18 protein-coding genes are annotated in these 20452 nt (G+C 61.5%); 12 read left to right on the plus strand and 6 right to left on the minus strand.

Translation table 11 applies throughout. The features are described from left to right. On the minus strand, positions 1-322 hold a 322-nt coding region (locus tag OCL88_RS17615), incomplete at its 3' end, for a Rieske 2Fe-2S domain-containing protein (RefSeq protein WP_264963364.1). 108 nt (positions 323-430) lie between these two features. Between OCL88_RS17615 and OCL88_RS17620 the strand changes: the two genes are divergently transcribed. The 3 genes from OCL88_RS17620 (at position 431) to OCL88_RS17630 (ending at position 3094) form a co-directional block, all read left to right on the plus strand. After that, positions 431-1435 (plus strand): tripartite tricarboxylate transporter permease, encoded by a 1005-nt coding sequence (locus OCL88_RS17620; RefSeq protein ID WP_264963365.1) that lies wholly within the window; start codon positions 431-433, stop codon positions 1433-1435. Further along, entirely contained in the window at positions 1432-1983 is a 552-nt protein-coding gene (locus OCL88_RS17625) for a tripartite tricarboxylate transporter TctB family protein (protein WP_011689772.1), read from the plus strand. Before OCL88_RS17620 ends, OCL88_RS17625 begins: the two co-directional genes overlap by 4 nt. A gap of 85 nt (positions 1984-2068) precedes the next feature. Further along, positions 2069-3094 (plus strand): Bug family tripartite tricarboxylate transporter substrate binding protein, encoded by a 1026-nt coding sequence (locus tag OCL88_RS17630; protein ID WP_011689773.1) that lies wholly within the window; start codon positions 2069-2071, stop codon positions 3092-3094. A gap of 60 nt (positions 3095-3154) precedes the next feature. On the opposite strand, the gene OCL88_RS17635 is transcribed toward OCL88_RS17630, so the two are convergent. Then, a complete protein-coding gene (locus tag OCL88_RS17635; protein ID WP_232223687.1) occupies positions 3155-3685 on the minus strand; it encodes a hypothetical protein in 531 nt (176 codons plus the stop codon). Between the two features lie 656 nt (positions 3686-4341). Between OCL88_RS17635 and OCL88_RS17640 the strand changes: the two genes are divergently transcribed. The 9 genes from OCL88_RS17640 to OCL88_RS17680 all read left to right on the plus strand — a co-directional run bounded on the left by OCL88_RS17640 (position 4342) and on the right by OCL88_RS17680 (position 13868). Further along, positions 4342-5346 carry an ABC transporter substrate-binding protein gene (locus OCL88_RS17640; protein ID WP_011689775.1) on the plus strand — a complete coding sequence of 335 codons (1005 nt, stop codon included), beginning with the start codon at positions 4342-4344 and terminating at the stop codon, positions 5344-5346. Then, the gene (locus OCL88_RS17645) at positions 5343-6170 is read left to right on the plus strand and encodes an ABC transporter ATP-binding protein (RefSeq protein ID WP_011689776.1); all 828 of its coding nucleotides are present in this window, start codon (positions 5343-5345) and stop codon (positions 6168-6170) included. Before OCL88_RS17640 ends, OCL88_RS17645 begins: the two co-directional genes overlap by 4 nt. Beyond that, positions 6167-6967: an ABC transporter permease gene (locus tag OCL88_RS17650; RefSeq protein ID WP_011689777.1), complete on the plus strand. Its 801-nt coding sequence runs from the start codon at positions 6167-6169 to the stop codon at positions 6965-6967. Before OCL88_RS17645 ends, OCL88_RS17650 begins: the two co-directional genes overlap by 4 nt. Then, entirely contained in the window at positions 6964-7764 is an 801-nt protein-coding gene (locus OCL88_RS17655; RefSeq protein WP_011689778.1) for an ABC transporter permease, read from the plus strand. The genes OCL88_RS17650 and OCL88_RS17655 overlap by 4 nt, the downstream gene beginning before the upstream one ends. 69 nt (positions 7765-7833) lie before the next feature. Continuing rightward, complete coding sequence (locus OCL88_RS17660; protein ID WP_264963366.1) at positions 7834-8490, plus strand: N-carbamoylsarcosine amidohydrolase; 657 nt, start codon at positions 7834-7836, stop codon at positions 8488-8490. Positions 8491-8579: 89 nt separating this feature from the next. Further along, complete coding sequence (locus OCL88_RS17665; RefSeq protein ID WP_013603158.1) at positions 8580-9809, plus strand: MFS transporter; 1230 nt, start codon at positions 8580-8582, stop codon at positions 9807-9809. Continuing rightward, a complete protein-coding gene (locus OCL88_RS17670; RefSeq protein WP_011689781.1) occupies positions 9799-10662 on the plus strand; it encodes an aldo/keto reductase in 864 nt (287 codons plus the stop codon). The genes OCL88_RS17665 and OCL88_RS17670 overlap by 11 nt, the downstream gene beginning before the upstream one ends. Positions 10663-10980: 318 nt before the next feature. Then, complete coding sequence (locus tag OCL88_RS17675; RefSeq protein WP_011689782.1) at positions 10981-12225, plus strand: IS110-like element ISArsp3 family transposase; 1245 nt, start codon at positions 10981-10983, stop codon at positions 12223-12225. A gap of 128 nt (positions 12226-12353) precedes the next feature. After that, positions 12354-13868, plus strand: a complete 1515-nt coding sequence (locus tag OCL88_RS17680; protein ID WP_264963367.1) for a carboxylesterase/lipase family protein — start codon at positions 12354-12356, stop codon at positions 13866-13868. 91 nt (positions 13869-13959) lie between these two features. Here OCL88_RS17680 and OCL88_RS17685 read toward each other — a convergent pair. The 4 genes from OCL88_RS17685 to OCL88_RS17695 all read right to left on the minus strand — a co-directional run bounded on the left by OCL88_RS17685 (position 13960) and on the right by OCL88_RS17695 (position 20376). Beyond that, positions 13960-14857, minus strand: a protein-coding gene (locus OCL88_RS17685) for an IS5 family transposase (protein WP_149597821.1) whose coding sequence is annotated in 2 segments (ribosomal slippage) — positions 13960-14505 and positions 14507-14857 — 897 coding nt in all. Because the reading frame shifts where the segments join, the coding sequence is not laid out codon by codon here. 670 nt (positions 14858-15527) lie between these two features. Then, the gene (locus OCL88_RS21320) at positions 15528-16601 is read right to left on the minus strand and encodes a patatin-like phospholipase family protein (protein ID WP_286404973.1); all 1074 of its coding nucleotides are present in this window, start codon (positions 16599-16601) and stop codon (positions 15528-15530) included. After that, on the minus strand, positions 16598-19066 hold the full coding sequence (locus OCL88_RS17690) for a ThiF family adenylyltransferase (RefSeq protein WP_264963368.1): 2469 nt from the start codon (positions 19064-19066) through the stop codon (positions 16598-16600). Before OCL88_RS17690 ends, OCL88_RS21320 begins: the two co-directional genes overlap by 4 nt. After that, complete coding sequence (locus OCL88_RS17695) at positions 19063-20376, minus strand: hypothetical protein (RefSeq protein ID WP_264963369.1); 1314 nt, start codon at positions 20374-20376, stop codon at positions 19063-19065. Before OCL88_RS17695 ends, OCL88_RS17690 begins: the two co-directional genes overlap by 4 nt. Positions 20377-20452 lie beyond the last annotated feature (76 nt).

Raw genomic sequence — 20452 nt, forward strand, 5'->3', positions numbered from 1 at the left:
AGGACCAGCCGTGGTAGGGGCAGCGGAAATGCGAGGCGTTTCCCATCTCGGCCCGGCAGACCTGCATTCCCCGGTGGAGGCACATGTTAAAGAGAGCACGGATCTCGCCCTTTTCGTCTCGGGAAATGATGAATGAATCTTCGAGTACACGGCGCACTACGTAGTCGCCGGCTTCGGGCACTTCGGACTCGTGGGCAACGAAGAGCCAACTCCGTCCGAATAGGCGCTCCTTTTCGAGCTCGAAGATCTCCTTATCGTTGTAAATGTGTGCAGGAATCATGCCGCGCTGCACGTCCTGGATAACGCTGGTCTGGTCTGTCATGAGAGGTCTCCTTCGTTGGGCCCGCATGTCTTCTCTGTGTTGCAGAGAAGGTTTCTGTAATCAAGAGGATGACGCAAAATGTGAGGTTCGTCAACCCCTCTCGATTCCGTGAAGAAGCATCGTCGGAATCAATGGCCGTTTTCAGGCAGATCAGAGTCGCGTGCGGCCCGGTACACCTTCGGAAGCCTGCACCTCTGGGAGGGCATCGGCATTGTCCCCGTCGTCGTCGGTCTCCTCGGCGGTGCCGAAGTGCTGCAGTCCATGCTCGACAAAGACGGTGACACCAAGACGGCCGTGCCGCCACACCTTGGCGGCATCCTCGTCGGCGTCAAGGATTCCTTTCGCCACTGGTCGTTGATGCTGCGCACCAGTGCCATCGGTGCCGTCCTGGGAATGATGCCCGGTCTCGGAGGATCGGTGTCCCAGTTCATCGCCTACGGCCACGCCAAGCAAACCTCGAAGCATCCCGAGGAGTTCGGCAACGGTTCGATCGAGGGCGTGATCGCCGCAGGTGCGACCACGACAGCGAAGGACGGGGGCCACCTCGTACCGACGATCGCCTTCGGCGTGCCGTCGGGCGCGAGCATGGCGGTGCTACTCGGCGCGTTCCTGATCCTCGGCCTGAATCCTGGCCCCGAGATGCTGGGCGAGCACCTCAACGTGACGCTCTCGCTCGTGTGGATCATCGTGCTGAGCACGATCGCGGCTGTCATCCTCGGCTACCTGCTGATCCGTCCCCTTGCCAAGCTCACCTCGGTGACCGGAAGGCTGCTCGTACCGTTTCTCATCACGATGCTCACCATCGGCGCATTCTCGAACACCAGCTCGCTCGACGACGTCTGGATCATGCTCGTCTTCCTCGCCATCGGCGTGATGTGCAGCCGCTTCAAGTGGCCCCGCATCCCGCTGCTGCTTGGTCTGGTGCTCGGCGAGATCCTCGAGCGGTACTTCACCGTCAGCTACGCGCTGTTCCAGTTCAACTGGCTCAGCCGGCCCGGCGTGATCGTCATCGAGGTCATCATCGCCGGCATGATCATGTTCACCGCGGTCCGCACCGCTCGCAAAAAGCGCGCCGATAAGCGCGAGCTCCTGGCCACCGGAGGTCTCGTATGAGCACCGAAATGATCCACTCCATCGAAGGCGACGGCGAGGGCGGCTCGCGGGGGCGCCACGTGCACAAGCCCGATCTGATCATCACATCCGTGCTGCTCGTCGTGTTCGTCGTGGCGTTCCTGATGGCCACGGGCTGGAGGGACCTCGCCGCCTACTTCCCTCTCGGCGTCAGCGGCGTGGGTGTGATTGCCAGCGCCTCCTTACTCGTACGGGTGCTGTTCTTCCCGCCCAAGCCGGCCGCCCCGAAGACCAACGTGCCCGAGGCCGCCAAGTCGGTGGCCGAGCAGGAGTACGAGTTCTTCAAGAACCTCTCGACGCGGGACTGGATCACCTCGCTCGGCTGGCTCGGCGGCTTCTTTGTCGCACTGTCGGTCTTCGGTATCTACCTCGCCATGGTCGCCTTCACCGTAGGTTACCTGCGCTTCCAAACCGCCAAGTCGTGGTGGTTCGCCGCCATCTACGCGGCCCTGCTCGGCGGCGTCATCTACGTGGTCTTCGCGATCGCCCTCAAACTGCCGCTGCCGGGCGGGCTGCTCGGCCTCGCCTGAGCGCCCGTTTCCCTGCTCTCCCTTCCCGCGTCACCGCCCGGCCGCCTATGGTCCGGGCGCACCAAAATCGAAAGGACCCGTCCCAATGCGTAAGCTCGCACTCGGCCTCGCCGCCCTCGCCCTCGCCGGCGGCGCACTCACAGGCTGCTCGTCGGCAGGTGCCACCGGCGCGTCAACCTCCCCGGAGGACGCAGCGGCCAAACTGAAAAACCAGACGATCACGCTGGTCGTCCCGTTCGACCCGGGCGGGGGCTACGACGCCTACGCCCGCATGTTGGCCCCGAAGCTTGCCGACGAGCTCGGCGCTACAGTAATTGTCGAGAACAAGCCCGGCGCGGGCGGCATCCTCGCCACGAACGAGTCCGTGCACGCCAAGCCGGACGGGAAAACCCTCGTGCTGCTCAACGGCCCCGGCCACCTCGGTGCTGCGATCGCGAAGACCAACGGCGTCCGGTACGACGCGAAGACAATGAGTTACATCGGCCAAATCAGCTCCGAACCCGACGTGCTCGCCACCAGCAAGTCCTCCAGCATCGCGTCAGTGGACGACATCGCTGGCAAACGCTTCGCGGCCACCGGCCCCGGCTCAAACGAGTACATCGACGCCGTAGTTCTGAACCAGCTCCTTGGCATGGACAACCAGGTCGTGACCGGTTTCAAGTCCAGCAACGAGGCCAGCCTCAACGTTATCCAGGGCAACGTCGAGCTGCATTCGCGCTCGTTCGGCAGCCAGCAGCCAGGTATCAACGCCGGCGATCTTAAACCGATCCTCGTCATCGGCGAGAACACCGGTGAGAAGGAGATCAAGGACGTCGACAACCTCCTCGACGTGGTGAAGGGCGACCAGAAGGAACTCGCAACGCTGCACACGAAGCTCATCTCCAGCGGCCGCCTCCTCGCGGCCCCCCCAGGAATGGACCCGGGCACGCTGCAGACAATCCGCGACGCCTTCGAGAAGGTCATGACCGACAAGGCCTTCATCAAGGCTGCCGCCGACACCAAGCGGCCGGTCCACTATACGAGCGGCGACGACGTGCAGAAGCTCGTCAACGACGTGATGGGCTCACCACAGGAGTACGTCGACCTCATCACGAAGGCCTACACGGGCTGATCACCGACGTTCAACAGGGGGTGTCCCAGAAACCCTCCTGGGACACACCCCGTCTTTGCCTCAGGACCGAGGTAAGGCCGACCCGGATGCCGGCGAGATGACCTTTGCCCGGAAGAGCGTGCGCGCCATGCGCGCGAAACGATCGATAACGAGCGGCAAGGGCAAGCCCGATTGGCTACGGACGTTCTCCGCCGGCACCGGATCCGTCCCCACGCAATCACCCGCATCCATTGCATAATCAACGATGCCCTGCGCGAGGATGACGCCGTCCTGCTTGACGACCGCGCAAGCGCCGACCACGCCCATCGGTGTCCAAATCGTTCCGCCTGCCTGCAGGCTCACCTGCATTCCCAGCTGGCGCAACGAGGCGAGCACCCATTCAGACGCGGCTTCGAGCGGGTCCTCCGTTCCGCTGATCCCGAGCGTTTCCCTGGTGGCGATCGTCGACCACAGGATGGCCGCAGGTCCGGCAGCAAGCCACTGCCCACCGGGCGTGGGGCGCGCAACAACGGGCACGTCCTCCCGCGGCGCTGTGCGAGACGCTTCCTCCGCGACCAGCACGACGGTCCGGTCCGGCTGCCAGAGACGCATCACCGCCCCCCGTCGTCCCGCAGAGACGTCCGAAACGAGGCCGAGGTCACGGGCGACGCCATCGAGGGGAGCTCGCGGCTCCGGCTCCACATGAAGCTCCCAGCACGGACGCATGCTTCCATCATAGGGGCCTGGTTCGGGACGAACGGGCGGCGGAAGTCAGTGACAATCTCAATGACCGGTCGACACACCACCGGATCCTCGGCTCTCCCGATCCAGGGTCTCGTCATGTCCGCGTCATGTCCAAGTTTTCCGACCCGTTCGCTGGGGAAGGGGCCAACCAAGGCGTGTGAAGCGTCCCCGATCGTTGGCGAGCCGGTCTTCTAGGACGACCGCGGTCCATTCCGATACCTGGACGAGAGACTATCGGGCCTGGACGGTGAGCCCTGCGGGCTTTCGAACCACAACCGTTTGCTGGACCCTGACCATTCCTCTACAGACACATCACCGCCTTTGATTGTCGGCGCTCGAACACCCACCGTCCCCGTTGTTGCAACGGCAGAGCGGGCATCGAAGCCATTAGAACGACATCAGGGTGGTCAAGAACAAAGGCCTACCACTGCCTCTGCTGTACAGAACTTTTATCTGGACAGCAGTAAAGTGATGTGTTTCACTTGTACAACCACGGATCTGACACGAAGATGAGGGAGAGCCGAATGAGTTTTGAACCAATGGGACGCCGCGGATTTATCAAGATCACAGCGGCAGCGGGCGGGACGTTATTTCTGGGAGGCCTCACGGCGTGCGGCCAGGACAGCGGCGGCAGCGGCGGGGGTAAGAAGGGATATTCCGGCGACGTTGCTATTACTGGTCTGGCCAGTCTTATTCATTCCGCCCCCTTCTTTATCGCCCAGACGGAAGGCTACTACGAGGAAGAGGGGCTGACCCTTGAGCATATTCAGTTCCCAGGGGGGCTTGACACTGTTCGAGGAATCGAATCCGGCATAGGTTTCGGTACGTCGTCCACTATTCCCGTCTTTATCGCGGCCGAGAAGGGCATGGACGTAAAAATCTTCGGCAATGTTTATACGGCGGCTTCTGTCGACTTCATTGCGCTGCCCGACTCTCCCGTCACCTCCATTGAGGATGTCAGGGGCAAGAAAGTGGCAGTCAGCACGCCAGGATCAAACTCCTCGTATTTCGCAGACCGCACGCTGCGGGCCGCTGGCTTAGTCCCAGGCAAGGACGTTGAACTTATCAGCGTCGGCTCAGCGAGCGATTCGTGGACCGCCGTCTCCCAGAAAGTTGTTGACGTAGCGTGGACGGCTTCGCCGCTTTCCGAGAAAATCGCCTCCGAAAGCGGAGCGAAGGTGATCTGGCGTTCCCGCGACTACGTAACGGACTGGTCGGACACCTGCCTCGTCGCGACAGGATCCTTCATCGACGAAAATACCGAGGCGTTGAAGGGCTGGGGCCGTGCGCTCAAGAAGGCGATGGACCTGATTACCAACGACCTCGAAAAGGCCGCCGACGCCTACGGGAAGGCAATCAAATACGAGCCCAAGGTGGCTCTTGAGGCGCTGAAGAACTCGCAGAACTTCTACAGCCTGGACTTCACCGATGCCCAGCTGGCCGCCGTCGTCGCCGCCGGTAAAGAACAAGGCCAGATCACCAAAGAACCGGACATGAACGCCATCGTTATGAGGAACTTCCTTTCATGAGCCAGATATCCCCGATCGATTCAGTAGGACACGACAGTGACGTCGTTTTCGACAATATCGGAATGACTTTCGGCACCGCGACAGGAGTCACCCACGCAGTCGCTAACGTTTCGGGCGCCATACCGGAAGGCAAATTCGTTTCCGTTATCGGTCCCAGCGGCTGCGGAAAAAGCACCTTGCTTGACATGGTCGGCGGCCTGCTGAAGCCCACGCAGGGTTCGGTCAGCATAAACGGTGAAAGCGTGACCGGCCCCCGGCGGGACACTGCCATGGTGTTCCAAGAAGACTCCACCCTGCACTGGCGCACGGTCCTGGACAATGTCGCTTTCGGCCTCGAGGTCAAAGGCGTCCCGAAAGCGGAGCGCCATGAGCGCGCCCGCCGCATGATCGAACTTGTCGGGCTCACCGGTTTCGAGGACCACCGCCCCGGCCAGCTTTCCGGAGGAATGAAGCAACGTGTTGCGATCGCACGGGCCTTGGCCATGGAGCCGCGCGTCCTGCTCATGGATGAGCCTTTTGGCGCCTTGGACCAGCAGACCCGGCAGTTCATCGGCCGGGAACTGCTCCGTATCTGGGAAAAGACACGCAATAGAGTCCTGTTCATCACCCACGATATCCAGGAAGCCGTGTACCTTTCCGACGAGGTTTGGGTCATGTCAGCCAGGCCCTCCGTTGTCAAAGAGGTGGTAACCATCGATCTGCCACGGCCCCGGCCGGAGGGAACCCACGCGCTGCCAAGGTTCCGTGAGTTGGAAGACCACCTCTGGGCGCTGGTAAAGGTTGAGGCGGAGAAAACGTTGGGACCAGGGGCGCGGCTGGCGTGAGCGTTCTGGAGAAGACCCCGGCCGTGCCGGCCAAGCAAAAGGCCGCTATGGTACCGCGTTCATCGCTGGTCCGTTGGGCAATCATTGTGACGCTTGTCGTTGTCCTTGAGCTCACTACCAGAACCGGCATGATCAGCCGGTCCCTCATGGTGCCACCATCGGAGATTCTGACCCGGCTGGCCTCGATCGTCCCGACGGAACAGTTTGGCCAGGACGCAGCCCGAACCCTTACTACCATTCTGGTGGCGTTCACCATCGGACTTGTGCTGGGAGTCCCGCTCGGGGTTTTCTTGTGGCGGGTACCGGCTGCAGGGCGCATCCTTGAGCCCTTCATCGTCACCGGCTATGCAATGCCCACTTTGTTGTTTTATCCGGTTCTTTTGGCCGTGATGGGACTCAACGCGGGACCGATCATCGTTATAGCCGCATCGATGTCCCTGATTCCAATTGCGCTGACCACGATGGTTGCCCTGAACGCCATCAAGCCTATTCTTCACAAGCTCGCCAATTCGGTCAGCGCCTCCCCGCGGCAGTACTACTTAAAAGTTCTCTTTCCGGCGGCGACGCCGCTTATTTTCCCGGGCGTGAAGCTCGGATTTATCTACGCCGTCATCGGCACCGTTGCCATGGAGTTCATCCTCGCGTCCCAAGGAGTCGGCTTCCGCGCCGGCTTCTACTACCGGGAACTGAACACAGCAGACATGTGGGCCTATATCGCTGTTGTCATCGTCCTCAGCGTACTGGTCAACAGCGTGCTTACCTGGCTGGAGAAACGCATCAGAAGGGACATGCTGTGAGTACCGATGTAACGATTCCTTCGTTGCCGACAGTCACCACTCAACAGAGTGCGAACAGATCCAGGGTCATCCGGGACAACGTGTGGCGTGCTGCCGTGTTGGTGGCCTTGGTGCTCCTGTGGGCACTGCTGTCTTCCATAAGTGACCTCGTCGCTTCGCCCACTGACTCGCTCAACGCGCTGGCGAAGCGCTTCGCCGATGGCTCCATTTACCGGCACCTCAACGCGACCTTGCAGGCGGTGGCTATCGGTTTCCTCATCGCTGCTGCCATAGGCTTTCCACTGGGCTATGCCATTGGCCGGAGCAAGTTTCTCGGTGCCGTCTTCGATCCCATCGTCGCAGGCGCCTTCGCCATCCCGCGCGTAATCTTTTTTCCCATCCTTCTCCAGATTTTCGGAGTGGGTGTGGGAGCGCAATCGGCGATGGCCGCGCTGGCAGCGGTATTCCCCATCATGGTCTCAACAACCGCAGGCGTCCGCGCCATCAACCCGCTCCTGCCCAAGCTGGCACGCTCGCTGAGCCTATCCCCGCTGCAGACGGTGACCAAGATATACATTCCGGCCATGGCACCCTCGCTCATGGTTGGCATCCGTATCGGTTTCAGCATCGCGTTCATCAACGTGATCATCGCCGAATTCTTCGCTGCGCGTGCCGGTCTCGGGCTTTTGGCGCTGCGGGCCTACGGCATGCTGGACCTGCCAACCATGTACGGCATCATCGTGCTCCTCGCTGCGATCGCACTGGCCGGGAACCTCGCCCTGTGGGCAGTCGAACGGCGGCTGGGCAACAAGGTCTAGCCCCAGGGGGCCTGCACGCCCGCTTGCCTACGTGTCTGAGTACTGAAACGCTCTAAGAAAGGGGAAAGCATGTCTGCGACTGCTGCCCGAGAGGAATACCAGAGGTTAAGGTCCCAATTCAAGGAAAAGGGACTGGGCGGAAGGATCGGTTTCGGGAGCCGCCCGGCGCTTCTGGTGGTTGACATGATCCGCGGATTCACGGATTCAAGATCGCCCTTGGCCGGAGACCTTGACGAACAGCTAAAGGCAGCCCAGGAACTTCTTGGAAGAGCTCGGGGCGCTGGCGTTCCGATCATCTTTTCAACTGTCGCGTACGACACCGACCTGCAGGAGGCCGGTAAATGGATCCGGAAAATCCCGTCCAACAGCTGGTTGGTTGAGGGAAGCGAATGGGTGGAACTCGACGACAGGCTCGAGCGCCAAAACAATGAAATGCTGCTCGTGAAAAAGTATGCATCCTGCTTTTTCGGCACCGATCTCGCGGCCCGTCTGGTGTCCAAAGGCATCGATACGCTGATCCTCATCGGCGGCACCACCAGCGGATGCATCCGGGCTACCGCCGTGGATTCATGTTCCTACGGATTCCACACCATCGTTGTTGAGGAGGGCGTCGGAGACCGGGCCGAACTGCCGCACCTCGCCAGCCTTTTCGACATTGACAACAAATACGGCGATGTTGTCGGTCTGGAAGAAGCAAACACCTATCTCGAACATGTCCGCGGGTAAGCCCGGCACGGCGCAGAAATCGCCGTGCCGGCTCTCTAACCGGACTCCGACCCAAGGGCGGCGTGCCATCATCCTGCAAAGGCCAGACCGTGGGCCTGTCCGGCGCTGACAGAATCCTGAGCATTGCCGCGACGGTATTGTTCTCGTTCGCCCTTGGAACCCTGGCAGTGGTGGTGCCGATATTGGCCATTGCCGTGGGGTACAGCACGGTCGAAGTCGGAATGATGGTTGCACTTGCAGCAGTCTCGCAGTTAGTGACCCGGATCTTCCTGGGAGCACTGATGCGCAGGGTCCCAGACAAAGCCCTCCTCGTGGGAGCAGCGCTCATGATTGCCGTCTCGTGCGCTCTGATCGCAGTCTCAGATGCATTGGCAATTTTCGTAGTATCCCAGCTGGTCCAGGGCTCGGCTCGAGCCTTGTTCTGGACCAGCAGCCAGACGCACGCCGTCCGCATGTCGACCTCGTCTGTCAAGGGACTGACTGACGTGAATCTCGCCGCAGGGGTCGGAGCACTGCTGGGACCTGCACTTGCCGGTTATCTCTGGGAACTTTCGACACCGCTGCCGCTGATCGTGGCGGCAGCGGCAGGATCGGCGGCCGTCATCCCTGCTGCCCTTCTGACTAGGCTTCCTGTGTTCGCTCCGGAGCATGCCACAGGCGGAATAATGGCGCGAGGCCTCTGGCGGCGCCCTGGCGTCGATGCCGCCTGCTGGATGAACGCTGGAGCGGGCGCCTGGAAGAGCCTCTTGGACTCCTACGTTCCCATCGTGCTCTCCCTTGCCGGCCAACCCGTCGCCGTCATCGGAATCCTGGTAGCCATACCCAACGCTGCCGTCCTGGCCGGAAGTGCATCTGCGAGCTGGCTGCGCAGGCGGGGAAACAGGACGTCCCTTCTCACGGGCCTCCTGGCCACGGGGACGGGCTTGGCCGCGGCGGGGCCACTGGCCGGCGCCGCAGTTGCCGCCGCCGCCGCCCTCGCTGTTTCCGGCGTTGGTGCCGGGATCCTCCAGACTGTCGGACCGGCCATAGCTGCAGATGAAGTGCACCCGGAAGAACGCGGGGATGCTCTCTCCCTGACTGGCACGGTACGGGCTTCAGCGCTCTTCCTAACACCGTTTGTGATGGCACTGCTGGTCAGCGTGGTCCCTGTTGCCGCAGCGCTGGTCACGGCCGGCGTCCTCATGACCCTTCCAGCAGCTGGAAGTATCCGCAGAAAAGACCTTCCAGCGCAGATCGCGCCAACAGAATCAGGTCCAGGCAGGCCGCTCCAACAAACTCAGCTTGAAGCTCCCGAGAAAAAGGTGCCCGATGACAACTGAAACGACTGACACCACTGCTTCGGACATTCCCCGGCTGAAATTGCCGCACGGACACACCATTCCCCGGCTTGGCCTCGGAACCTGGCCGATGCTGGAAGACGAGTGCGAAACTGCGGTGCGTTTCGCACTGCAGAGCGGTTACCGCCTGGTCGACACCGCGTTCCAGTACAGAAACGAAGAAGCAGTCGGCCGGGGCATCCGCACCGCCGGCGTCCCCCGATCCGAATTATTTATTTCCAGCAAGTTCAACAAAGAGTCCCACAGCATCGATGGAGTGCAGCGCGCCTACGACGAGAGCCTGCGCAAACTCGGCCTTGACCATCTGGACATGTTCATGTGTCACTGGCCGGTTCCGGCCTTGGGCAAGTACGTGGACGCCTGGAAGGGCCTTGTGAAGTTGCTGGAGGAGGGCCGTGTAAAAGCCATTGGAGTTTCAAATTTCAAACCAGCCCACCTGAAGGACATTATCGATGCAACGGGAGTAGTTCCGGACGTAAACCAGATCCAACTGAGCCCCGACCTTGCCCGGACTGAGCCGCGCGCTGTCCACAGGTTATTGGGAATAGTCACCGAAGCCTGGAGTCCTATCGGTCGGTCCTCCGGTCTGCGGGCGAATCCGCTGATCATCGAGATCGCTCAGCGCCTGGACAAATCTCCAGCCCAAGTCCTGCTGCGGTGGCATGTCCAACAGGACATCGTCCCCATCCCGCAAGCATCCGACCCTCTGTGGCTCAAAGAAAACTTATCCGTTTTCGACTTCTCGCTCACCGCGGGAGAGATGGCCTCGATTCGGAAGTTGGACAGGGGCGAAGAGGCCGCCCGTGATTCTGACTCACCCGAAAATGGCCATTGACTCGGCCTATGCTCCTCTCTCTGAAGTGAGTTTCTCAGGGGCGCTTTCGCTCCGCCGTGGGGGCCGAAAATGTACTGCTGTGGGGAACCTTTGCGGTGTCGGGGCTGCCGGAGCAGACTGAAGAGTGTGTTCCGGTCGACCCCGGTCTCTCTTTAGTGCCGGTGAGCCTGTAAGTGAGTTTGGTGGTGGAGGGCGCAGCTTTTGTCCGCGGGACCGTGGAATGTTGCCGTTGAGCACGAATGTCAGATTTGTTGTTTATCCGCCTTCCCCGGGACACAGACGCCATCTGTTGGACTGTTCGAGGAAGGGTGAGCTCTCATGGAGGTCATTCACCCGCGCTGCGCGGGTGTCGATATTTCAAAGAAGGACGCGAAGGTCTGTGTCCGCATCCAGGGCCGCGGCGGCCGGTCCACCACATCCACCATCACGACCTGGGGTTCGATGACGGGGCAGATCCTGGGGCTAAAGGAACACCTCCTGGACGAGCACGTGGATCTGGTGGTCATGGAGGCCACCGGTGATTACTGGCGCCCCTTCTACTACCTGCTTGAAGACGACGGACTGAACATCATCCTGGTCAATGCCCATGACGCCAGGAACGTCCCGGGCCGCAAAACCGACGTTTCCGACGCTGCCTGGCTTGCCGACCTGGGCGCCCACGGGCTGGTCCGGGCCTCCTTCGTGCCCCCGCCTCCGATCCGTGAACTGCGGGACCTGACCCGGGCCCGGACCATCATCACTCAGGAACGGACCCGGGAAATCCAGCGCCTGGAGAAACTCCTCGAGGACGCCTGCATCAAACTATCCTCGGTAGCTTCGAACATCACCGGGGTCTCCGGACGACTGATCCTCCAAGCACTCATCGACGGGCAGACCGACCCCGCGGCCCTGGCAGAGATGGCCCAACGCCGGCTGCGGTCCAAAATCCCTGAACTCACCCAAGCCCTCAACGGCCGGTTCACCGAACACCACCGCTACATGACCGGACTCTATCTGCACCGGATTGATGCCCACACCGCCGATATCAACGACCTCAGCGCCAGGATCGAGGCGGCGATGGAGCCCTTTCGTTTCGCCCGGGAGCTCCTCGTGAGCATCCCGGGGTTCAGCACCACCATCGCGGAAATCTTCATCGCCGAAACCGGCGCCGACATGAGCGCATTCGCCACCGCAGGGCAGCTGGCATCCTGGGCCGGTACTTCCCCGGGATCCAACGAATCCGCCGGACGGGTCAAATCCACCAAAACACGGCCCGGCAACCGGTACCTCAAAGGTGCCCTGGGCATCGCTGCTCTGTCCTGCGCGAAATCGAAGAACACCTACCTCGGTGCCAGATACCGGCGCATTGCCTCCCGGCGCGGACCCGCCAAAGCCCTCGTCGCCGTCGAACACTCCATCCTCACCGCAGCGTGGCACATGCTCACCACCGGCGAACTCTACAACGACCCCGGCGCCGACTACTTCACCCGGCAGACACCCGTTAAAACCATGGCCCGGGCCGTCAGACAACTAGAATCCCTCGGCTATCAAGTCATTCTCGAACCCCTGCAACAGACCGGATAACACCGCTCACCCCACGCACCCCACCGCACTCACCTAATTTTCATGTCAGAGGGGTTGACGAACGTCACATTTTCAGTCATTCTCTTGAATGCAGAAATATTCTCTGCAAATTATGAAAGGTCGGTTCCATGCTCAACCCGGTGCTAACTCAAACAGGTCCAGTCCAAGGCCGTGAAGATGACGGGGTGCGCAGTTGGCTCGGGATCCCCTACGCCGCGCCGCCCTGGGGCCGGCACCGATTCGCACCGCCCCAGGCCCCTACTCCATGGAGCTCTGTTCGCGATGCCTCCTCGTACGGGCCCCCGGCGCCCCAGGGCCTGCAACTGCCTGGCTCGGAGATCCCGCCGTCAACCGATCCGGCACCTGACTGTCTGACCCTCAACATCTGGGCCCCGAGTGCAGCTCCAGAGGCATTGCCGGTCATGGTGTGGTTCCACGGCGGAGCCTACCTCGCCGGGGCAGGTTCAGAACGGGCGTACAACGGGACCGCACTGGTCCGCGAGGGCGTCCTGGTTGTCACCGTGAACTACCGGATGGGTGTGGACGGCTTCGGACAGATCGACGGCGCCGTTTCCAACCGCGGGATCCTCGACCAGATCGCGGCACTGGAATGGGTGCGGGACAACATTGCCGGCTTCGGAGGTGACCCGCAAAAGGTCACAATCTTCGGAGAATCCGCAGGCGCCGGATGTGTCCTGGCCCTGCTAACCATGCCACGCGCCCGCAATCTGTTCCATCGGGCCATCGCCCAGAGTATTCCTCGGATGTTCGTCTCCCCACCACTCGCGCACTCGGTCACCCAGGCCGTCGCCGCCGCAGCCGGCATCGAAGGAACAGCAGATGCACGCACCCTTGCGACGTTGACTCCTCAGACGCTGGCCGACGCAACGCGGCTGGTCATCAGCACCATGGGAAACCGCGCCGACGAATGGGGTACCCTCGCCTACACTTCCTCGTCGTTTGGGCCGATCTTTGGGCCGATCGTGGACGGAGACACGATGCCGGAGGACCCATGGACGGCGCTTCGAAATGGCGCCGCCCGCGAAATACCCATAATCACCGGCCATACCCGCGACGAATACCGTCTTTTCACCGCCCTACAAAAGCGGTTTAGCATCACCACGGAAGAAGCGGACACCGCCCTGCACATCTTCGCACCCAACGGAGACGCCGACGGCTACCGCGCCATTATGCCGCAAGCAGAACCCGGGGAGCTCTACGAAAAGGTCAATACCGACTACCTGTTCCTCGCCCCTACACTGCAGGCTGCCATGGCCGGCGCCGACGCCGGGGGACACGTGTTCGTCTACGAGCTGTGCATCGACCCGGTAGGGGGCATGGGCTCCCCGCACGCCATTGACTTGCCCTTGACCTTCAACACCCTGGACACCGGAATGGGAGCGCTGATCCCGGAGCCAACTGACTCAGTGATCGAATCCGGCATCCGGATGCGCAGCGCATGGACCCGCTTCGCCGCAACCGGAAACCCGGGATGGCCGCAGTGGGGCCCAGACCAGTCGGTACAGATATGGGGCGGCGAGAACCCTGTGGTGCGCTACCCCGAATCGGAACGGCTTGAACTGTCCCTGACGGATAGTTGCGGCGCCCTCGAGCTATTGCAACATCAAGAGCTGGGCCGGTGAACGCCCAACCAGGACGCCGCCACCGCTTTCATCCTTACCCGGCCCCGTGATTCACACGATCGAACGCTGCGCAGGAATTCTTCCTCGTTCGCTAGGGCGTGTCTCCTAAAGCTGTCAGCCAGATGATGATTGCCCGGAGAACTGCTCCGCCGCGGTAAGTCAGGGCGAGCTTGTCATAGCGGGTCGCCAGGGCCCGCCATTGCTTGAAGATGTTGAAGTTTCGTTCGACGACATTTCGGCCCTTGTAGTCCTCTTTGTCGAAGGCAGGCGGCCTGCCACCGGTGGAACCTCGTCGCTTTCGGTGGCCAATCTGGTCGGACGGTTGCGGGATGACTGCGGTAATACCGCGGTCGCGGAGGTGGGTTCGGATCGCTCTCGAGGAGTAGGCCTTGTCACCGCGGACGCGGTCCGGGCGGGTTCTGGGTCTGCCCTGACCCGCCCGGTTGATCTTCAGCTGGTTCATGAGGTGGGCGAACATCGGCGCGTCCCCGCCCTGGCCCGGAGCGACTAGCAGAACCAAGGGCCTGCCTTTGCCATCAACCAAGGCGTGAATCTTGGTGCTCAATCCGCCCCGGGACCGTCCAACCGCATGATCGTCCGGCTCAGCAAACAGATTCATGTAATTCGAACCGGCCCCCTGTGGTGCGCGGCAGGTTGGTGCCGTGCTGGTGGGCACGGTTCACCGTCGAATCGACCGAGACCGACCAATCCACTTCACCCTGAGAGTCCGCGACCGTCAGCAATGCAGCCAGGATGCTGTCCCACGTTCCGTCACCGCTATAGCGACGGTGACGCTTCCAAATGGTCTGCCACGGACCGAACTCGGCAGGCACATCCCGCCACGCGATCCCGCACCGATACCGGTAAATGATGCCCTCGACCACGCGCCGGTCATCCCGGAAAGGACGACCCTGACGACCATCAGAGGACGGCAACAACGGCTGGATGCGGGCCCACTGCCCATCGGTCAAAACAGAAGTACGCGACACCCATCAAGCATCCCGGCTAAACCAACTTGAATTTAGGAGACACGCCCTAGTCGAGAACGGTGCGGATGTGGCTCCGACCGCAAATGTGCCACAAGCTGTGGCACTTGCTACGTTGTCGCAATGATTCCCAGGCGCGCACGATCGCCGTCATGTACTTCAGGTTGCGGGCAGAGATCCATTTCATGTGGCAAACCGGAAAACCGCATGTTTCAGATTGATTCATCTGGTGGTATTCGCAGAGTACTAGACGACATATGGTTCTTATCGGCCAGTTCCGACTCATCGGTTTAAACAGAGGGCCTATCCATTATGCCTGTTTTGGCCACGCTGTTGTCAACAACGGCTAGTTACATCTCCTACTGCAGTTCTTGCGCTACGCGGTCCTTCAGAACTCCGATCAGACTGAACTACACCCCAACCTGACGTCAGGCAGCAAGGACAAAAGCGTCAGAATAGGGCCCCGACCAGCCAATTGGCACACTTCGACGGAAGGGTCTAGATTCCAACCGGACGGTTACGCTGGCGAACCCTCCTGCCCAAGGGATGCCCGATCTCTCTGTTTTGTGCAGAAACTGTTGGCACAAACTCCGCTGGTCCGACACCCAGCAGCCCCGGGCAGGTCTACGGCCGCGGGAACAAGGAACGGGAACAAGCAGCTAGGGGTAGCAAACTATCCTCCAAGGTCGGGGGTGTAGTTGTTGAGCAGCGTCCGAGTGAGCTGTTCCCCGCGGATCGCAATGGCGTCCAAATCAACATCCCTCATTGGAGCGAAGTTCGTCGGATAATTTTGGACTCTTGCGCGTGGGACGAGGTCCGCCAAGGGCATTGGCAGCCGCTCATCTCGCATGCCGAGGTAGACGTGAACAATGCCCTTTACCTCCGCGTGCTCGCGGGCCAAGTGAATCCGGCTTCGGGCAGAGTCCTGAGATTTTGTGTGTGTGATGTCAAAACTTTGGGCGAGCCTGCCGGCCATGAATCGAGCCGCGGAACGCTCAGTACGTCCGCGTCCGGCGTCGACGGCGACAATGTAATCGAGATCGAATACGTGGGAACTGTACTTGGTTGAGCGGCCAGGGAGTAAGGGAGCAAGGCCAAGGTTGTCGTATACACCACCGTCGGTCAAAGACAATCGCTCGCTACGTCGATCACCGTCTCTACCAAGGAATTCGTAACTTCGGCACAAAGCGGGAAGTAAAACTGGGAACGCCGCTGAGGCTGCGACTGCTTCCGCAACAGTTACCTCATCGAGGATTGTCCCGAACGGCGAAGATGCGCTGAGAGCGCTGCCGAATCGCACTGCGTTACCGGTTCTCATGTCTGTGGACGAAATCACGGTCTCGATGCCTGCATGGGTCACATCAGTGATGAGCTTGGCTCCGAAATTACGCGACGACAGGGCATCGACGAGTGCATCAGTGCGGGAATAGGAGCGCCCCTCCTTCGAGGCAAGTGCCCGGACAGCGCTGGCGATTGCACGCCCCGCTGCCCGTGGCGTGAAGGCACGTCGAGCAAGCTCAGTTTGGAGTCCCCCACGCAGGAGCGTAGTGACGGAGTCGTCAAACTCATCGAATCGTTCCGGTCCGTAAGCCCACATCGCAGCGAGGAGGCTCCCCCCACTGATGCCCGAAACGACAGTCACCTGGGGAAGAAGATTGCGATCGTGAAGGGCTCGTAGGCTGCCGAGGCCGAACGCTGTTGCGCGAAAGCCGCCCCCAGACAACGCGAGTCCAATCCTCGGGCTCATTGGTCCCTGCCGATCCCTGCGCGTTCTCCGGCACCCGTAGGGAATTGCCCTGTTGGATAGGTATATCCCCCAGGGAACCAGGCACCCGAAGAGGTGAGGAACGGCGCGACCATTCCCTCCTGTCGGCTGGCGGGGTTCCGATTGATCACCCGGGCGTAAATGTTGGGCAGGGTCCCGCTATCGAGCCAACCCTCCCAAATAGGAGCATTACCCCCGAGGATGAGCATTAGCGCACGGCGGCTGCCACCGTCCATCGCGACGATGTCGGCCATGCCTTCCTCGTCCCTGTCGCTGGGGGAGGCGACTCCGTAAGGATGCGTGTGCCACATGCCCACAAACCCGACCCGATTCGCAGTGGCGGTGCTAAGGGAGGTAACGATTTCTTGTGTTCCTTCTGTACCGTGATCGAAGTATGCAGCCGAAAGGTGGCTGTCCGGTGAAGGACCTGCGACCGTGTCGATGAGGACCGTCTGCGTCGCTTCGTCAAAACTCCCCAGCAGCATCCCGCCAGTTTCGATCCGTCCGCCGCGGACTCTGCGCCCACGACGGGTTTCTGTGCGCAACTCCGCTAGGGCGCGAGCGTTAATGCGGACCTCATAATTTCCGGTCTTGTCTGGGAGGATCACGTCATTTCTCCACCCGAGGCGTACGGGTCGCGGGCCCCTCACTTCAGGGGAGAGGTCGCAGCCAATTGCGGTCATGGGTTCAGCGTCCGTGCTGGCAAGGACTGAGACCGCGGAGACGAGTAGCGCTGAGGCAAGTGCTGCTGTCTCTGCGGCGGAACCAGTGAACGTGGGGGCGGAGCAGCCCGGTTCGGGGAAGAACCGCTCGGTTCGTGGCGGATTTGGGAAGAGATCGTCGGCGAGGTCCTTCCATCCGGCAGGTGCCGTGATAGCGGTATCGATGGAAAGGCGGCGGAGGATGTCGTGGCCGCTTCCGGTCGCTCCCGGCAGGGAGATTGTGGCCACACCACGTTGTGCTGTGTGCCCGAACAGCGCACTGATGGTCGCCGGCCACTCGGCGCGGATGGCTCCACGGGCTCGTTCAATACCGACGCGAACACCGATGTCAGCTGTTGCGTCGACGATGAGATCGTACTGGAGCAGGTCTGCAGGGTCGGTAAGTGTCCCTGTCACGATGTTCGCGCTTGAGCTTGTCACTGTCAGGTCGTGCCGGATTCGAGACAACCGGGTCGCGAGGCGTTCGGCCTTGTTGTAGCCGATGTCCGCGTCTTCGTATGGCTGCCGGAGGAGGATTCCGGGTGTGACTGCTCCCTTGTCAATCACATGGAGCTGCGCGACTCCTGCCCGGATGCATTGTTCAGCGATCGGTGCTCCGAGGGCTCCGCAACCCAGCACCAGTACCCTTTTGCCGGCCAGCCACTGGAGAGGTGAGCCGGCATCTCGACGCCGCGTCACTTCTGGGCGGGCTTCGTGGATGACCATCCACTGCAGCCTGGCGAAGCCGAGCCAGTCATGGGCCAATTTTCGCACCCGTGCGGCGAGCTCAACGTGCTCTGGACTGACCTCTTGGAGTAGGTCGGTGATGTCCGCGCCGAGGTCATCAAGATGCCAGGCTGTGATATGCGCGAGGAGTACTCCCGGTTCGAGGCGGCGCGCGGGTGTCCCCAGCAGCATCATCGCCGGTACGGCGTCATCGCCCTCAAGTGTCACGCCGATGGCTTTGTTGATTATCCGGGCGTTGACGAGGACCCGTAGGAGTTCGTCGCGGTTGAGGCCGTAGGTGTCGAGGGCGCCTGCGAGGAGTGCAGCCGTGGTTGGGTACTCCATTTCGAGGGTGTCGCTGATCAGCACGAGCGGCGCAGCGAAGTACGCTACGCCGTTCTCGCCCTGCGCGCGCAGGTCGTCTGCAACGAGCCGGTCAATGATCTGTTGCCTGGTAAGCCATTCGAGGACGTCAATCCGCTTACCGCGTTTCGCGCACCATGCGTAGAGGAGTTTCACTCGTTCTGGTCCGGCGTTTGTCCAGGGCACAAGATCTCCCAAGTCCGGGCGGACAACGACCCAGCCGTGCTTGTATGAGTGGTATGCGACTGGTGGGTGCAGTGGCCGTCCAGCCGGGTCCAGCTCGCCGGCTGCAGCGCGTTGAAGCCACAGATTTAGTCTTGCGATCAACCCGCGCATTCCGTCGGCCGGGTTCCATTCCACGGAAGGTGCCGCGTACAGGCAGAGGTGGCGTCCCCATTGGACGTGGGGTGTTCCTGCCCACCGTCGATGCGCGACGTTGACGTCCGGGTGCAAGTCGGGGAAGGACGGGCCGACGATGATTTCGAACCGTTCCCGTGCGCGCAACCGGATTCCGCCATTGGCGGTCTCGATCCCTGACGTGTCGAGCGAGACCGTGAGAGTGGTCAGGCCGCTCTCGGTTACAGTTCCCAGCAGCTGGATAGCACCGTCGCTGATTTCCGCAAGTTCGGTAAGCTGCCGTTGCGCGAGTTCGCTCAACGACCGAACCCGACCGGCGTCTCCGGTGCATGCCGGCCGCCCCGGTCAGAGGTCACGGCCGCGTCTACCCGCTCGGGGCCAGCAACGACCGTGGTGGCCGCAGCCGACCGCGGAATCTTGTTCGCCACCGCTACGGCGGCCGCGGTGACGGCAGCGAACCGCCGGCCGACTGCCGATGCTGCGAGTTCTGCCGCGGCCTCGGATGCTGCCGACTTGACGAGGTCGCCGCGGATGATGCGGGCACCAGCCGCATCGACACCAAACACAACCGGGGAGGGCGCTCCCTCATCCACCCATGACATTGTGCAGATGACCTCATCGGAGATCTCCGCGTATCGGTCAGCCGCCATCTTGTGCGGAGGATTGTTCCCGTCGACGTCTACATCCGGGAACACCGCGCTGCTACACACAACGGTCCCGCCAGGACGTGCGTTGCGCTCGAATGCATTGAGCACATCCATCTGGAGCTGCTCCGTGCCCTCGGCATCCCTCTTGTACATCACCCGCTTGGAGCAATGATGCGGTGCCAGCAGCAAATCCCACGCGAGGTACTGCTCACGGTTGTAGTACTCGCTGTAATCGAAGACCTTCATGATCGTGTCATGGGCAAGGTCGCCGAACAGCAGCACTTTCCCATCAACACCCGTTTCGTCCGTCAACGTAACCTGCATCGACAGAGAGGTCTCGTTTCGAGCGGCGGCTGCGTCGTCCCTAAAGGGGGCGTGGATAAACGCCTCGAACACGCCGGCGCACTCGTTTCCATCAAGCATCGTCAGCGACTGGCCGGGCCAGGCCAGATATTCTTCGGGCAACTCGCTGTAGGCATGCGAGCTTTGCTCATCGTCATAGCCGACAACACGAATTCGATCGCCACTCGCCGGGACGCCACCAGCGCTCACGGCCTTCATCGTGGCCTCGATTCGCCGCTCCGACTCCTCACGGAACGCAACAGCGTCGCTGCACAGCTCCGGAGCGTCAGGGTCGTTGTACTCGCGCCAGAGGCGCGGTGTCGCCCACAACTCCCCAATCGTCACCTGCTGCAGGAGGTCAGCGAAACCCAGGCAGTGGTCCTTGTCGGCATGGGTTAGTACAAACGTCGCGAGATAAGGCTTGCCCCCGACCGCTGGGAGCGCCTCGACAAGACGGTCCACCACCGCAACCTCGGGTGTGTCATCATCGTCCGCCTTCGCCATATCGTGAATGTCAACCTGCATCACGACCAGATCGTCAACTACCACCGTGGTGCTGTCTCCGGTACCAACCGGCCAGAACACCACTCCGCGGGCAGGAAGCCCCTCGAACTCACTCATGCGGCGCCTTTCTTCTCCAGGTCATCGGACGTGACTCCGGGCGTAGCACCTACCGTACCGGCAGGCTCCGACAGTT

This window comes from Paenarthrobacter sp. PAE-2, from assembly GCF_026013155.1.
In the GTDB taxonomy this organism is placed as follows: Bacteria; Actinomycetota; Actinomycetes; order Actinomycetales; family Micrococcaceae; genus Arthrobacter; species Arthrobacter ureafaciens.